Below are 15,226 nucleotides of genomic sequence, written 5' to 3'. Positions count from 1 at the left end.
CAGCCGTTCTCTCCGGCCGGGGCTCGTTCCGGACTGAATGGCTTCTCCATATCAATAACAGGATGCAAGGCGTGATGAACAAGACATGGCAGATCCGTTCGCTGCAGGCGGCGGTCATACTACTCGGGGGTGGTTTGCTGGTAACCGTGGCGCAGGCCGAAGAAAAGGCTGCGGCACCTGCCGAACACGGCAAGCCCATTGTCTTGCCGGGCAAGCAGGCGGCATCGGCCGCAGCGGAAGCACCGACCAAGACCATCGTGTTGCCGGGCAAGCTGGCTGCATCCATGGCGGCGGCGCGCGCCAAGCCCAAGGAGCCGGAAACCCTGCAGCCTGAAGTAAAGCAAGGGGCGGCACCTCTGCTGAAAGCACCAGTTGGCCCGAGCCCCGAGGTACATGCCCCGGGCGCTGCAGTGCATGAGGCCAGGCGTGCGGCCAAGCCGCGCCGTGCCAAAGCCAAGCCCAAGGCGGTGGAGCGCAAGCCGGAGGAGAGCAGCCATGACGAACACGGCCATGGCTCCGAAGTGCAGCAAGTGCGTGCCGCGGTAACGACCATCCTGCACGACAACAGTGATTACATGGCGCACCACAATGCGACTTACTTCAAGACCTTTGCCGACAAGCAGACGCCACGCGCCACAGTAGTCACCTGCTCCGATTCCCGGGTGCAAAGCGAGGTGATGGACAAGAGCGCCGTCAACGACCTGTTCATGGTGCGCGACATCGGCAACCAGCTGGCCACGGCAGAGGGCTCGGTGGAGTACGGCGTGCGCCATCTGCATACCCCGCTGCTGATTTTTGTCGGCCATGCCGCCTGCGGTGCCATCAAGGCAGCCTCGGCCGATTACAGCAAGCTGGAACCGGCCATCCGCAAGGAATTGGCCACCATCAACATTCCGCAAGGCATCGACCCTACCGATGGCGCGCTGCTGAATGTGAATAACCAGGTGGAAAGCGCCATCCTGAAGTTTTCCGGCGAGGTGGAAGCCGGACATCTGGCCATTCTGGGGGCGTTCTACGATTTCCGTAACGATCTGCGCCAGGGGGCCGGCAAGCTGATCATCACCAATTTGAACGGCGAGACCGAACCGGGCAAGATCCGCGAACTGATGAAGCAGGGCCAGTATTTCAAATACAGCTTCATGCGCTGAGCGCAGCACTTTTTCTGTACCAGAACCGCCACCGCGTTGACCCGCGCTGGCGGTTTTTCTTTTTGTTCAGTCTGTTTTTGTAAGTGACAGACTACAGGCTGACTGAACCGGACTTTGAATGATTTACCTGGACATCCTGTTTTCTGTTGCTGACGACTTGTTTACTTGGTCTGGCGCAAAACGATGAACAGATAAAAAGAGTAATCTGCCTTTAATAATGATTTTTCCAGTAAAACAAAGGCATTGGCCTTGTTTGTCTGACAATTTTATTTGCATGGTTGTAGTGGATTAATTACAGCATGCAGGGCTGTATATTCAGTTTGTATTTGGCAAAGCCTGCCGGATGAATACGGCTATCAACTGAATGTCATGCAGCCCGGGCAGATTTCTTTTTTGTCATTGGAGTCGTGTCATGTCGGTATCTTCATTGGAACAACTCGATGCGCTGGTAGCGCGTGTCAAACAGGCTCAGGCGGTTTTTGCCGAATTTTCCCAACAGCAGGTGGATGTCATTTTCCGCAGCGCGGCGCTGGCCGCGGCCGATGCGCGCATTCCGCTGGCACGCATGGCGGTGGAAGAAACCGGCATGGGGGTGATGGAAGACAAGGTGATCAAGAATCACTTTGCCTCCGAGTACATCTACAACAAATACAAGGATGAAAAGACCTGCGGCGTGCTGTCGGAAGACGACAGCTTCGGCACCATCACCATTGCCGAACCCATCGGCATCCTGTGCGGCATCGTGCCCACCACCAACCCCACCTCCACGGCCATTTTCAAGGCGCTGATCGCGCTGAAAACCCGCAATGCCATCATCTTCTCGCCCCATCCGCGGGCGCGGCGTTCCACTTGCGAAGCGGCACGGCTGGTACTGGAAGCCGCCGTGGCTGCCGGTGCACCGCAGGACATCATCGGCTGGATAGACGAGCCTAGCGTCGAGTTGTCCAACGCACTGATGCAGCACCCGGACATCAACCTGATCCTGGCCACCGGTGGCCCCGGCATGGTGAAGGCCGCGTATTCCTCCGGCAAACCCGCCATTGGCGTGGGCGCAGGCAATACCCCGGCGGTAATCGACGAAACCGCCGACATCAAGCGCGCCGTGGCCTCCATCCTGATGTCCAAGACTTTCGACAACGGCGTGGTATGTGCGTCCGAGCAGTCAGTCATCGTGGTGGACAGCATTTACGAGGCCGTGCGCGAACGGTTTTCGCGCCATGGCGGTTACATTCTCAGCGCAGAGCAAACCGCCGCCGTGGCGGGTGTCATCCTCAACCGTGGCAGTCTGAATGCTGCGATTGTCGGCCAGAGCGCCGTGAAGATTGCCGCCATGGCCGGCATTACCGTACCGGCGGACACCAAGGTGCTGATTGGCGAAGTGAGTGATCTGAGCAATGACGAAGCCTTCGCCCACGAAAAGCTGTCGCCCACGCTGGCCATGTACCGCGCCCGCGATTTTGCCGATGCCTGCGACAAGGCTGCTGCACTGGTGGCACTGGGTGGTATCGGCCACACCTCGGCGCTGTATACCGATCAGGACTTGCAAGGCGAGCGCATCCGCTATTTTGGCGACAAGATGAAAACCGCCCGTATCCTCATCAACACCCCGTCCTCACATGGCGGTATCGGTGATTTGTACAACTTCAGCCTGGCGCCGTCGCTGACGCTGGGTTGCGGTTCCTGGGGCGGTAATTCCATCTCGGAAAACGTCGGCCCCAAACACCTGATCAACAAGAAAACCGTGGCCAAGAGGGCGGAAAACATGTTGTGGCACAAACTGCCCAAGTCCATTTACTTCCGTCGTGGCTGCCTGCCGGTGGCACTGGAAGACCTGGCGGACAAAAAGCGTTGCCTGATCGTGACCGGGCATTACCTGCTGGAGCACGGTTTTGTGGATGAGCCGGTGCGGCTGCTGAAAAAAATGGGCCTGGAAGTGGAAGTGTTCTTCGATGTCCCTGCCGACCCCACGCTGGCCGTGGTGCGCAAGGGTGCCGAACTGGCCCATGCCTTCCAGCCGGACGTGATCATGGCGTTGGGCGGCGGCTCGCCGATGGATGCGGCCAAGATCATCTGGGTGATGTACGAACACCCGGAAGTGCATTTTGCCGATCTGGCGCTGCGCTTCATGGACATCCGCAAACGCATTTACCAGTTCCCCAAGCTGGGTGGCAAAGCCATGCTGGTGGCGGTGCCCACCACATCCGGCACCGGCTCGGAAGTCACGCCGTTTGCCGTGGTGACCGACGAAGTAACCGGGGTGAAATACCCGATTGCCGATTACGAGCTGACTCCGCACATGGCCATTGTGGATGCCAATCTGGTGATGGACATGCCCAAGTCGCTCACCGCCTTTGGCGGCATCGACGCGGTGACGCATGCGCTGGAAGCTTATGTGTCGGTGATGGCCAACGAATACTCCGACCCGCAGGCCCTGCAGGCGCTGAAGCTGCTGAAGGACTACCTGCCATCGGCCTATCTGAACGGCGCACGCGACCCGAAAGCGCGCGAGCAAGTGCATAACGCTGCCAGCATTGCCGGCATCGCCTTTGCCAACGCCTTCCTGGGCGTATGCCACTCCATGGCGCACAAGCTGGGTGCGGAGTTCGGCCTGGCGCATGGTCTGGCCAATGCCCTGCTGATCAGCAATGTCATCCGCTACAACGCGGCTGATATTCCGACCAAGCAAACCGCGTTCAGCCAGTACGACCGGCCCAAGAGCGTGGCGCGCTATGCCGAAATCGCCCGTCATCTGGGGCTGGAAGGCGAACGCGATCACGAACGGGTGGAAAAACTGGTGCAGTGGGTGGACGAGCTCAAGCAGATGCTCAACATCCCCATGTCGATTCAGGCAGCCGGCGTGGAAGAGGCGGACTTTCTGGCCCGGGTCGACCAGTTGGCCGAAGCAGCGTTTGACGACCAGTGCACCGGGGCCAATCCGCGCTACCCCTTGATCAGCGAACTCAAACAGCTGCTGCTGGACAGCTACTATGGCCGGGCCTGGTGCGAAGCGCATTTGCGCGATGCCGCCAGCGATGTTGCCGTGGTTCGCAAGTCCAAAGGCAAGCAAAAAGCGGTATAAATCCGCAGCGTTTCGACCAGCAGGCCCGGAGCGCGCTCCGGGCTTTTTCCTGCCCGCTGCATGCCATGCCTGGTGTGCTGGGTTAAGCTGTCTGCTTGATCAGCCCGTGATGGAGCGCAGCATGCAAATCGACACTATTCCGTTTGGCGTGACCGACTGGTCGGCCATTGCCCCTACCGAGCATCCCGGCGAAAGCGGCATGGCGCTGTGGCGTACCTGTCAGTTCGGCAACATCCGCGTGCGCATGGTGGAGTACAGCCCCGGCTATGTGGCCGACCACTGGTGTCGCAAGGGTCATATCCTGCTGTGTCTGGAAGGTGAGTTGCTGACCGAGCTGGCCGATGGCCGCCGCTTCATGCTGACTCCCGGCCTGAGTTATCAGGTGGCCGATGAAGCCGAGCCGCACCGCTCGTCCACCCGCACGGGGGCGCGGCTGTTCATTGTGGATTGAGTGCGGCTCACCACACCATTGAGGTGTGGTGTCTGCTTGCCACAGGGGCATTACGCTGTTTTGTGGCCTCAGACAGGCTTGCTCTTGCGGCTGCTGCGTGCCGGTTTGGCGGCGTCGGTTTCGCTGGCGCTGACCGGTACCGGTTTCACCTTGGCCCGCGTGCCTTTGGGCTTGACGGCGGGTTCTCCTTTTTGCAGATGCAGCAGGCGGCGGCGGATGTCGTCGGTATCCAGCCAGATATCCTCGCCCTTGCTGATGCGTTCCAGTTCCTGATCACTCAGGAAGGGGCGGCAGACATTGCGCATCACCTTGTCGAACCATTTGCGGCTGGCCATCACCTGCGCTGCCTGTTCGTTACCCTTGCCCACCGAGGCGGATGAATAGTTGTGGAACATCAGCTGGCAGGTGTCATGCACGATCAGCTCGTCCCCGGCCAGAAAGATCAGCGCGCCCATGGAAAAGGCGCGGGCTTCCAGAATGGTGATGACGTGCGCCTCGCTGGCGGCGATGTTGTTGATGATCTGCAGACCGGTGTCGAAATTGCCGCCGGGGGTGTTGAGGTGCAGGAAGATCAGGTCGGTGGCACTGGCAGTGCGCAGGGTGTACAGCAGGTCGGTGTACTGGATGGGGTCGACAATTTCGCCGGACAGATAATAGGAAATCTGGCGGATCACACCTTGTGATTCATAGCGGCGGAAGGCGGGCAGTTTCACATCGTCGTCTTCGTCGTCGTCAGTGCTGCGGTCTTGCAGCGGGGCGTGGTAGCGGGAGTGGGTCATCGCATTTTCCTGTTGTTGTAAGGATGAGGAAGACTGCGTGTTGCACTGTCAGTGTAGCCCTGCCACCACAAGAGCGACCAGCCTGTTTCCTCCCTGTTTTGCGATATGGCAATGCAGGAAACAGAAAAAACGCCTGCGGCACCGGGCGGCAGGCGTTGTGGAGCCAGATCTGGCCGAACCTAGCCCAGTTCTTTCAGCAGCTCCTTCACCCGCACCACGCGCAGGCCCACTTCTTCTATCTTCGACTCCACCCGCAGCTTGTCCTGCCCGGCCAGCTTGTAGTTCTTCTTGCTCTGGATCAGCTGGATGATCTTCATCGGGTCGATCGGCGGGTTCTTGATGAACTGCAACTGGATGGCCACTTCGCTGGCGTCCAGCTTGGCCACGCCCAGCGGCTTGGCCAGCAGGCGCAGGCGGTGGCTTTCGATCAGCGTTTTCACCGTTTGCGGCGGCAGGCCGAAGCGGTCGATCAGTTCTTCGTGGATGGCATCGATGTCCTGCTCGGTTTCGCAGGTGGCCAGGCGCTTGTACAGCACCAGCCGTTCATGCACGTCCGGGCAGTAGGCATCCGGCAGCAGCGCCGGGCTGTGCAGATTGATTTCGGTGGTGACACCCAGCGGTGCATCCAGGTCCGGCTCGCGGCCTTTTTTCAGGTCGCGCACGGCTTGTTTGAGCATCTCTGTAAACAGCGAGAAACCCACTTCCTGCATTTCGCCCGACTGGCCTTCGCCCAGTACCTCACCCGCGCCACGGATTTCCATATCGTGCATCGCCAGATAGAAACCGGCCCCCAGTTCGCCGGATAGCTGGATGGCTTCCAGCCGCTTGCCGGCGTCCTTGGTCATGCCGTCCGGGGTCAGCAGATAGGCATAGGCCTGATGATGGCTGCGGCCCACCCGGCCACGCAGCTGGTGCAGCTGGGCCAGGCCGAACTTGTCGGCGCGGTTGATCAGGATGGTGTTGGCATTGGGAATGTCGATGCCGGTTTCGATGATGGTGGAGCACAGCAGCACATTGAAACGCTGTTGCAGGAAGTCGCGCATTACCTGCTCCAGCTCGCGTTCGCGCAACTGGCCGTGGGCCACGCCGATGCGGGCTTCCGGCACCAGTTCGGCCAGTTTTTCCTGCATGTTGGCAATGGTGTCCACCTCGTTGTGCAGGAAGAACACCTGACCGCCACGCTTGAGTTCACGCAGGATGGCCTCGCGGATCACGCCATTGCTGGCCGGGCTGATAAAGGTTTTCACGGCCAGGCGGCGGTTGGGCGCAGTGGCGATGACCGAGAAGTCGCGCAGTCCTTCCAGCGCCATCGACAGGGTGCGCGGAATCGGCGTGGCGGTGAGGGTGAGCACGTCCACATTGGCGCGCAGGCGCTTGAGCTGTTCCTTCTGGCGCACGCCAAAGCGGTGCTCTTCGTCGATGATCACCAGCCCCAGGTTCTTGAACTGTACATCCGGCTGCACCAGCTTGTGGGTGCCGATGACGATGTCCACCGTGCCCTCGGCCAGGCCCGCCAGCGCGGCCTTGCTTTCCTTGGCGCTGCGAAAGCGCGACAGCTCGGCAATCTTCACCGGCCAGTCGTTGAAGCGGTCGGAGAAGTTCTGGAAATGCTGCTCGGCCAGCAAGGTGGTGGGCACCAGCAGCGCCACCTGCTTGCCGCCCATCACCGCGACAAAAGCGGCACGCAGCGCGACTTCGGTCTTGCCGAAGCCCACATCGCCGCACACCAGACGGTCCATCGGCTTGCCGCTGCACATATCGTGGATCACGGCTTCGATGGCATTGGCCTGGTCTATGGTTTCTTCAAAACCGAAACCGGCGGCAAAGGCGTCGTAATCGTGGTGGGACAGGGTGAAACTGTGGCCTTCGCGCGCGGCGCGCTGGGCGTAGAGGTTAAGCAGCTCGGCGGCGGTATCGCGTGCTTTTTCGGCGGCTTTCTTCTTGGCCTTTTCCCAGGCCGGGTTGCCCAGCTTGTGCAGCGGGGCCTGTTCGGACGGGCCTCCGGCATAGCGCGAAATCAGGTGCAGCTGGCTGACCGGCACGTATAGCGTGGCGTTGTCGGCGTACTCCAGCTGCATCAGCTCGGTTTCGCCTTCGCCCAGATCCATCGACACCAGACCGATATAGCGGCCGATGCCGTGCTGCTCGTGCACCACCGGGTCGCCGGATTTCACCTCGGCCAGATCGCGCAGCATGGAGTCCGAGCTCATCTTCACATGGCGGCGGCGAGTGTGGCTGCGCGCAATATGCTGGTACAGCTCGCTCTCGGTGATGATGGACAGCGGCGGTTGTTGCTGGGCAAAGCCGGAATACAGCGGGGCCACCACCAGCGCCAGCGGCATGTTGCCGTTGGCAAACTCCTGCCAGTTGTCGATCAGCTGTGGCTTGATGCCGTGTTCCTGCAGGAACTGCACCATGGTTTCGCGCCGCCCCAGGCTTTCTGCCGTCAGCAGCACGCGCTGGCCGCTGGTCTGCAGATAATGCGCCAGCTTGTGCAGCGGGTTGTCGGCGCGGCGCTCCACCGCGAGGTCGGGCAGGGTGAGGCTGGCGGCATCCGCTTCGCCTGCAGCCGGGATTTCAATGCGCGAATAAGGCTTGATGCGACCAAGGAATTCGTCCTGACGCAAGAACACATCGGCAGGCGGCAGTACCGGTCGTTCCGGGTCGCCCTGTGCCATGTGGTAGCGGTTCTGTACGTCCTTCCAGAAGGTGTCGGCGGCACCGGCCACGTCGCGGTGCAGCACCACCAGGGCGGATTCGCCCACGTAGTCGAACAGGGTGGCGGTTTCGTCAAAGAACAGCGGCAGGTAGTACTCGATACCGGCAGGGAACAGATTGGCCGAGACGTCTTTATAGATGCGGCTCTTGGACGGGTCGCCTTCCATGCGCTCGCGATAATGCTGGCGGAAGGCGGTGACGCCGCTTTCATCCGCCGGATATTCGCGCGCCGGCAGCATGCGGATTTCCGGCACCGGGTACAGCGTGCGCTGGCTGTCCGGGTCGAAGGTGCGCAGGCTGTCGATTTCCTTGTCGAACAGGTCGATGCGGTAGGGCAGGGTGCTGCCCATGGGGAACAGGTCCACCAGGCCGCCACGAATGGAAAACTCGCCCGGTGCCATCACCTGCGTGACGTGGCTGTAGCCTGCCATCACCATGTCGGCGCGCAGTTGCTCCACATCCAGTTGTTGCTTGCTTTGCAACAAGAAGGTGCGGCCCAGCAGGTAGCTGACCGGCGAGAGCCGTGTCATGGCGGTGCTGACCGGTGCAATCACCACCTGGCATTCGCCGCGGTGGATTTGCCACAAGGTGGCCAGCCGCTCGCTCACCAGCTCGCCGTGCGGCGAGAAATGGTCGTAAGGCAGCGTCTCCCAGTCAGGCAGCAAGGCCGCCTTGATGTCGGGGGCAAACCAGGGCAACTCGGCCTTCAGCCGTTGTGCGGACTGGGCATCGGCAGTCAGCACCAGCAGGGTGTGGCCGGCCTTAGCCAGGCCTGCCAGTACGGCAGCATCCAGGCCATCGGGCAGGGCAGGGCAGCGGGTCTTCTGACCGGCGGGGGCAATGCGAGGCAGTGTGTCCAACATTCTTCTTCACATTCGTGGATCTGCGAGTATTATACCAGCGGGCATTTCACGCCATGGGTGTGTTTGCCATCCATTTACAAGAGGCTACAAGGCCCGCGACCCGCCACATATCCGTACCTCATACCAATAATCACCGCCCGGCATTGCCGGGCATGGACGGACTGTGGCTGTAAAGGATTGGGAGAGTGAAAACTAAGGGGATGTTTGCCGGCTGGCTGGCTTTTGCCGTGTTTGCCGCCAGCTTGTTGCTATGGCCCAGGAGCGCCCTGGGTGAGATTCCTTTGTACGGTTTCCTGCCACACGGCCTGTTTGCCGGCTGCCTGCTATGGCGCGGCTTGCGCCGGGTGTGGTTCTGGCCGCCGGCAGCCCTGCTGCTGACCGGCCAGTATTTGCCATGGCCATGGGCGACCGCCCTTAGCCTGTCCTTGCTGCTGCTGTTGCCGGGCGCACATTTGTTGCGTGCGTCACCGGCCACTTCAACCGATGGTTCGGCCATCTCCCGCCTGTTGCTGAACCTGCTGGAAGTGTGTGCCTATTTCACCGCTCCGCCCATCGCCTTGCTCGGCGTCTATTCCTTCTGGCATGGCAGTTTGCCCGAGGTATTGCAATGGATGGCGCAGGCCGGTGCCTGCTGCATGCTGGCCATGACCTCCTGCCTGCCGCTGTTGCGACTGAGCAGCCTGCCCGACCGGCGTCGGTTGCTGGAGTTGCTGGTGATCTTGCTGGTGATGCTGGCTGTATGGGCTTCCATGGTAAGCAATGCACAGGACTTGCCCATACCGCGCCCGGTACTGTTTTTTCCCCTGATGATCTGGGCCTCCTTCCGCGGCCGCTTGTTGGGTGCATGCCTGTCCGGTGCCCTGCTGTGTCTGTTGTTGTCCCTGCCCGGTTTTTTCCCTGGTCTTTACCTGTATGCCGGCAGTACCGAGCTGATGACCGAAACGGCGCTGTGCCTCACTTTCATCGTGGCTTCCTTGCTGGTGGCAACGCTGAGTGATGTGCACCGCCGCAAGGAAGACGAGCTGAACGAATTCCGCTCGCGGGTGGAGTCGCTGGTCAACAACAGCCCCAACATGATGTCGCTCAAGGGGCTGGATGGCCGCTTCCTGCTGGCCAACCGCGCTTACAGCCGCATGCTGGGCGTTACCGAGTACGCCATGGTAGGCCGCCTGGTGAGCGATTATTTTGCTCCTGAAGATGCCCGGCGCATCCAGCAGCAGGACGAAGTGGTACTCAATTGCCTGGAGCCGCGCCAGTTTGAAGAAAGCTTCACTACCGGCGGCAGCACCTTCACCATGCTGGTGACCAAGTTTCCGCTGTTCGACAGCCAGGGCCGCCCGGCCGGGGTAGGCAGCGTGGATACCGACATCACCCGTACCCGCGAAGAGCAAAAAGCCAAGAAAGAAGCCGAGGAAAAATACTGGGCGCTGGTGGAACAAACCCTGGTCGGCATCTACATCCTGCAGGACGAGCGGCTGGTGTACGTCAACCCCAAGCTGGCGGATATTGTCGGCTATCGTCCGGAAGACATGCAGGACATGCCGCTGGAAAGCCTGCTGCCGCCCAGCGAGGCCGGCCGCATCCGGCTGCAGATCAAGCGCCGCCTGCGCGACAATATCCAGGTGATGCATTACACCACCCGCGCCATCAGTCGCGATGGCCATCTGGTGGATCTGGAAGTGCACAGCCGTCTGGTGGAGTACGACGGCAAGCCCGCGCTGATTGGCGTGGTGGTGGACATTTCAGACCGCATTGCCGCCGATACCAATCTGAAGCTGGCGGGCAAGGTGTTCGAAAATTCGGCGGAAGGCATCCTGATTCTGGACGCGGATACCCGCATCATCGCCGTCAATCACGCCTTTACCCGCATTACCGGCTATCAGGAGAGCGAGGCGCTGGGCAAGCTGTCGCGCATCTTCAGTGAAAATGACGACGCAGTCAGCCAGCAAATGCTGGAGGCGCTGGCGCAGCACGGCCACTGGCAGGGCGAAATGCGCGACCGGCGCAAGAATGGCGACTGGTATCCGGCTGAACTGTCCATTTCGCTGGTGCGCGATGACGGCGGCTTCCTCAGCAACTACGTGGCGGTGTTTTCCGACATCACCGTGCGCAAGCAGGCTGAAGAGCGCCTGCAGTTTCTGGCCAATCACGACCCGCTCACCCGCCTGCCCAACCGCAGCAGCCTGATCAGCCGGCTGGAACAGGCCATTGTCGACATGAGCGGCGAGCCGACCCCGCTGGCGGTGATGTTCATCGACCTGGACCGTTTCAAGCTGATCAACGACTCCTTCGGTCACCAGTCCGGTGATGAACTGCTGCGCGAAATTGCCATTCGGCTGTCCAATTCGGTGGGCGAGCGCGGCCTGCTGGCGCGGCAAGGTGGCGACGAATTCACCCTGCTGCTGACCGAATTTGCCGATCAGGCCGAACTGGCGGCGCTGGCCGAGGACATCCTCACCGTGCTGGGCCGTGGTTTGCGACTGGAAGAACACGAAGTGTTTGTCACCGGCAGCATCGGCATCAGCGTGTTCCCCAATGACGGCACCGATGCACGCAGCCTGCTGAAAAACGCGGATGTCGCCATGTACCGCGCCAAGGACGCCGGCAAGAACACCTACCAGTTCTTTGACGCAGAGATGAATACCCAGACCTTCGAGCGCCTGCTGCTGGAAAACGGCATGCGCCAGGCGCTGGAGCGGGGCGAATTCGAACTGCACTACCAGCCGCAACTCAATGCCGCCAGCCGCGACATGTCCGGGGTGGAAGTGCTGATCCGCTGGCGTCACCCGCAACTGGGGCTGATTCCACCGCTGCGCTTCATTCCGCTGGCCGAAGAAACCGGCCTGATCAAGCCGATTGGCGACTGGGTGCTGCAGGAAGCCTGCCGCCAGATCAAGGCCTGGGACGATGCCGGGCTGTTTGTGCCGCGCGTGGCGGTCAACCTGTCGGCGCGTCAGTTCGAACAGACCACGCTGGTGGACAATGTGGCGCGAGCCTTGCAAACCACCGGGCTGGATGCCAGCCGGCTGGAACTGGAAATCACCGAAAGCATGATCATGCAGAACCCGGTGGAAGCCGTGCACCAGCTGGCCGAACTGAAAGCACTGGGCGTGTGGCTGTCGATTGACGACTTTGGCACCGGTTATTCCTCGCTGTCCCATCTCAAGCGCTTCCCGCTGGATACGCTGAAAATCGACCGCTCCTTTGTGGATGGCCTGCCGGGTGACGAAGACAATGCCGCTATTGCCGAAGCCATCCTGGCCATGGCCAAGAAGCTCAAGTTCAAGGTGGTGGCCGAAGGGGTGGAAAATGCCGCCCAGGCAGACTTCCTGGAGCTGAAAGGCTGCACCCTGTTGCAGGGCTATCACTTTGGCAAGCCGGTTCCGGCGACGGAGTTTCCGCAACTGGCCGAGCAACTGGCCAAGTCGGCCCGTCTGGCCGTACTGGCCGACTGGCAGGGCGGTCTGTGATGGGCAACGGGCAGCGGTTTGGCAGCAAGCGCCGCCCTTTGCAGCTACAATAGCGCCCATTCCCGTTTACAAGGCTTCAAGCGCATGAGCAACAAGCGACTCATTCACGGCTTTCATGCCATCAACGCCCGCTTGTGGCAGAACCCGAAAAGCCTGATCGAAATCTGGCTGGCTGGCGGCCGCCACGATGAGCGTGCCAAGGCCGTGCTGGACAAGGCCGCAACAGAAAGCATCAAGCTGCACATTGTCGACAAGGCCAGGCTGGACAGCATGAGCGGCAATGCCCGCCATCAGGGCGTGGTGGCGATGATTGACGCCAGCCGCAACCATGTCGACCTGGACGACGTGCTGGAAAACCTCAACGAACCGCCGCTGCTGCTGATTCTGGACGGCGTGACCGACCCGCATAACCTGGGCGCCTGCCTGCGCGTGGCCGACGCCATGGGTGCCCATGCGGTGATTGCCCCCAAGGACCGCTCGGCCGGGCTGAATGCCACCGTATCCAAAGTGGCCTGCGGTGCCGCAGAAGTCATCCCCTACATCACCGTCACCAATCTGGCACGCACCCTGCGCGACCTGAAAGACGCCGGGGTGTGGATTGCCGGCACCACCATGGACGCCGATACCGACCTGTTCCATGTGGATGCCGCTGGTCCGCTGGCCTGGGTGATGGGCTCGGAAGGCGAGGGCATGCGCCGCCTGACGCGCGAGCACTGCGACGTGCTGGTGTCCATTCCGATGTGTGGCACGGTGGAAAGCCTCAATGTGTCGGTGTCCTCCGGCATGGTGCTGGCCGAAAGCCGCCGCCAGCGTGTGCTGGCCGCCGAAAAAGCCCGCTGAACCCACGGCACCCCACCTCGAAACCCCATGCCACGGCATGGGGTTTCTGTTTATTGGCCCCCTCACACGTGCGGTAATGAAAGTGCGAGGGGGAAGGGATGGCAAGGCTGCGCAATCAGGTAGTGAGTTGGAGGGCCCTGCTTTGCCGCGTCCGGTGCAATCGCACCAGATGGCTTTGTCGGCAGCCTGCCCATGCCACGGCATGTCGTTTTTTTTGATGCAGGACAGTTTTTTGTCATCGCGTGGATCACTTGCGGAACCAGGCTGGCTATACTCTGCTCTACTGGTTTTATACCCTTGGGGGGTATTTGAGATGCGTGATGAGTTGGCCGGATGATGCCTGCCACGCTGAAGCCCCCACTGACGGAGTGAAGACATGGACAGAAGACATTTCCTGCAATGGAGCAGCGCGTTGGTGCTGATGCCGGTGCTGGCAAGCAAGAGCAGGGCAGAAGGCATGGCCGACATGCCGGGCATGGATCACGCAGCCATGGACCACGGCGCAAGTGCCAGCATGCCTGCCGCGGAGAGTCTGGGCCTGCCGCGCGGCCTGCCCCTGCCTGCGCTGTCCATGCTGGCCAATCAGGGGGGGAGCGGCCAGTTTGTCGGCCAGTTGCAGGCCGCGCCGGTCAGCCTGCCGCTGTTGCCGGGCAAGCCCGCCACTACTTTCTGGGCGTATAACGGCCAGATTCCCGGCCCGGCCATCGTGGCCTGGGAAGGGGACGAAGTGGACATTGCTTTTGCCAATAAGCTGCAGCAGCCCAGCACCATTCATTGGCATGGCATGCCGGTGCCGGCAGAGCAGGACGGCAATCCGCACAACCCGGTTCTGCCGGGGCAGCAGCATGCCTACCGCTTCCGTTTGCCGCCGGGCAGCGCAGCCAGCTACTGGTATCACCCGCATCCACATGGCCATACCGCGCAGCAGGCTTATATGGGGCTGGCCGGCGTATTCGTGGTGAAAAGCCGCAACGACCCGCTGGCGCATCTGCCGGAGCAGTGGCTGGTGCTGTCCGACCTGAAGCTGGATGCCCATGGCCAGATTGCGGATAGCAGCGCTGCCGACCGGCATGATGGCCGCGAAGGCCAGTTCGTGCTGGTCAATGGCGGCTGGCAGCCGGTCATTGCGCTGGCTCAGGGCGAGCGGCAGCGCTGGCGCATCTGGAATGCCAGCAGTGCCCGCATCCTCAAGCTGGCCTTGCCCGCACACGAAGCACAGCTGGTGGGTACTGATGGCGGCCTGATCGGCGCACCGCGCCACATCGATACCCTGCTGCTGTCGCCCGGCGAGCGGGCGGAAATCGTCGTGACCGGACGCTTTGCTACAGGCCAGCCATCCGCCTTGCAGTCTTTGCCTTACAACCGCGGCAAGGCCATGAGCCCGGAGCAGAGCGAAACCCTCACCCTTGCCACCATCCGCCAGGCAGGCAGCAAGGTCACCGCCACGCTGCCGGACAAACTTCGCGATATCACTGCGCTGGGCGAGCCTGCGGTAAAGCGGGTGGTCAACTTCAGCGAGAACATGGCCAACCCGGCGGCGATGTTCCTGATCAACGGCAAGAAATTCGACATGAACCGGGTGGATTTCACCGGCAAGGTCGGCCAGATCGAAGAATGGGACATCGTCAGTCAGGCGCACATGGACCACCCCTTCCACATCCATGGCACCCAGTTCCAGGTGATTGCCCGCACCGATGACGGCGTATGGCAAACCGAACCCTTCCTGGCCTGGCGTGATGTGGTGAATATTCCGGCTGGTGAAACCGTGCGCTTGCGCTTTGTGCAGACCATGCCCGGCCTGCGCATGTTCCACTGCCATATTCTGGAGCATGAGGATGCCGGCATGATGGCCATGCTGGATGTCCGGACATAAAGCAG

Annotated in this window: 8 protein-coding genes; 6 read left to right on the top strand and 2 right to left on the bottom strand. The window is 61.2% G+C overall.

Going from position 1 to position 15,226, the window contains the following annotated elements; all coding sequences use genetic code 11:
* The first annotated feature begins 74 nt into the window (after positions 1-74).
* The 3 genes from ACE3SE_RS13890 to ACE3SE_RS13880 all read left to right on the top strand — a co-directional run bounded on the left by ACE3SE_RS13890 (position 75) and on the right by ACE3SE_RS13880 (position 4,678).
* Positions 75-1,148, top strand: coding sequence for a carbonic anhydrase (locus ACE3SE_RS13890; RefSeq protein WP_374556099.1), 1,074 nt, complete (start codon positions 75-77; stop codon positions 1,146-1,148).
* A 412-nt stretch (positions 1,149-1,560) separates the two neighbouring features.
* Positions 1,561-4,227 (top strand): bifunctional acetaldehyde-CoA/alcohol dehydrogenase, encoded by a 2,667-nt coding sequence (adhE, locus tag ACE3SE_RS13885; RefSeq protein WP_131358166.1) that lies wholly within the window; start codon positions 1,561-1,563, stop codon positions 4,225-4,227.
* Positions 4,228-4,348: 121 nt separating this feature from the next.
* On the top strand, positions 4,349-4,678 hold the full coding sequence (locus tag ACE3SE_RS13880; protein ID WP_045847259.1) for a DHCW motif cupin fold protein: 330 nt from the start codon (positions 4,349-4,351) through the stop codon (positions 4,676-4,678).
* A 68-nt stretch (positions 4,679-4,746) separates the two neighbouring features.
* On the opposite strand, the gene ACE3SE_RS13875 is transcribed toward ACE3SE_RS13880, so the two are convergent.
* Positions 4,747-5,457, bottom strand: coding sequence for a Clp protease ClpP (locus ACE3SE_RS13875; protein WP_374556096.1), 711 nt, complete (start codon positions 5,455-5,457; stop codon positions 4,747-4,749).
* A 179-nt stretch (positions 5,458-5,636) separates the two neighbouring features.
* On the bottom strand, positions 5,637-9,038 hold the full coding sequence (gene mfd / locus ACE3SE_RS13870) for a transcription-repair coupling factor (RefSeq protein ID WP_374556094.1): 3,402 nt from the start codon (positions 9,036-9,038) through the stop codon (positions 5,637-5,639).
* 185 nt (positions 9,039-9,223) lie between these two features.
* Here mfd and ACE3SE_RS13865 point away from each other — a divergent pair, with 185 nt between their 5' ends.
* From ACE3SE_RS13865 to ACE3SE_RS13855, 3 genes are all read left to right on the top strand, one after another.
* Positions 9,224-12,508, top strand: coding sequence for a sensor domain-containing protein (locus tag ACE3SE_RS13865; RefSeq protein WP_374556092.1), 3,285 nt, complete (start codon positions 9,224-9,226; stop codon positions 12,506-12,508).
* 84 nt (positions 12,509-12,592) lie between these two features.
* Positions 12,593-13,348, top strand: coding sequence for a 23S rRNA (guanosine(2251)-2'-O)-methyltransferase RlmB (gene rlmB, locus ACE3SE_RS13860; protein WP_374556090.1), 756 nt, complete (start codon positions 12,593-12,595; stop codon positions 13,346-13,348).
* A 376-nt stretch (positions 13,349-13,724) separates the two neighbouring features.
* A complete protein-coding gene (locus ACE3SE_RS13855; RefSeq protein WP_374556088.1) occupies positions 13,725-15,221 on the top strand; it encodes a multicopper oxidase family protein in 1,497 nt (498 codons plus the stop codon).
* The last annotated feature ends 5 nt before the right edge of the window (positions 15,222-15,226 follow it).

The organism is Aquitalea pelogenes (genome assembly GCF_041914625.1).
GTDB classification, from domain to species: Bacteria; Pseudomonadota; Gammaproteobacteria; order Burkholderiales; family Chromobacteriaceae; genus Aquitalea; species Aquitalea pelogenes.
Note: the sequence above shows the minus strand (reverse complement) of the source record. Positions and strands in the feature narration are given on the sequence as shown.

Coding starts and splice junctions, on each gene's coding strand:
- ACE3SE_RS13890 (WP_374556099.1), top strand. CDS start 75: ATGAACAAGACATGGCAGATCCGTTCGCTGCAGGCGGCGGTCATACTA.
- adhE (WP_131358166.1), top strand. CDS start 1,561: ATGTCGGTATCTTCATTGGAACAACTCGATGCGCTGGTAGCGCGTGTC.
- ACE3SE_RS13880 (WP_045847259.1), top strand. CDS start 4,349: ATGCAAATCGACACTATTCCGTTTGGCGTGACCGACTGGTCGGCCATT.
- ACE3SE_RS13875 (WP_374556096.1), bottom strand. CDS start 5,457: ATGACCCACTCCCGCTACCACGCCCCGCTGCAAGACCGCAGCACTGAC.
- mfd (WP_374556094.1), bottom strand. CDS start 9,038: ATGTTGGACACACTGCCTCGCATTGCCCCCGCCGGTCAGAAGACCCGC.
- rlmB (WP_374556090.1), top strand. CDS start 12,593: ATGAGCAACAAGCGACTCATTCACGGCTTTCATGCCATCAACGCCCGC.
- ACE3SE_RS13855 (WP_374556088.1), top strand. CDS start 13,725: ATGGACAGAAGACATTTCCTGCAATGGAGCAGCGCGTTGGTGCTGATG.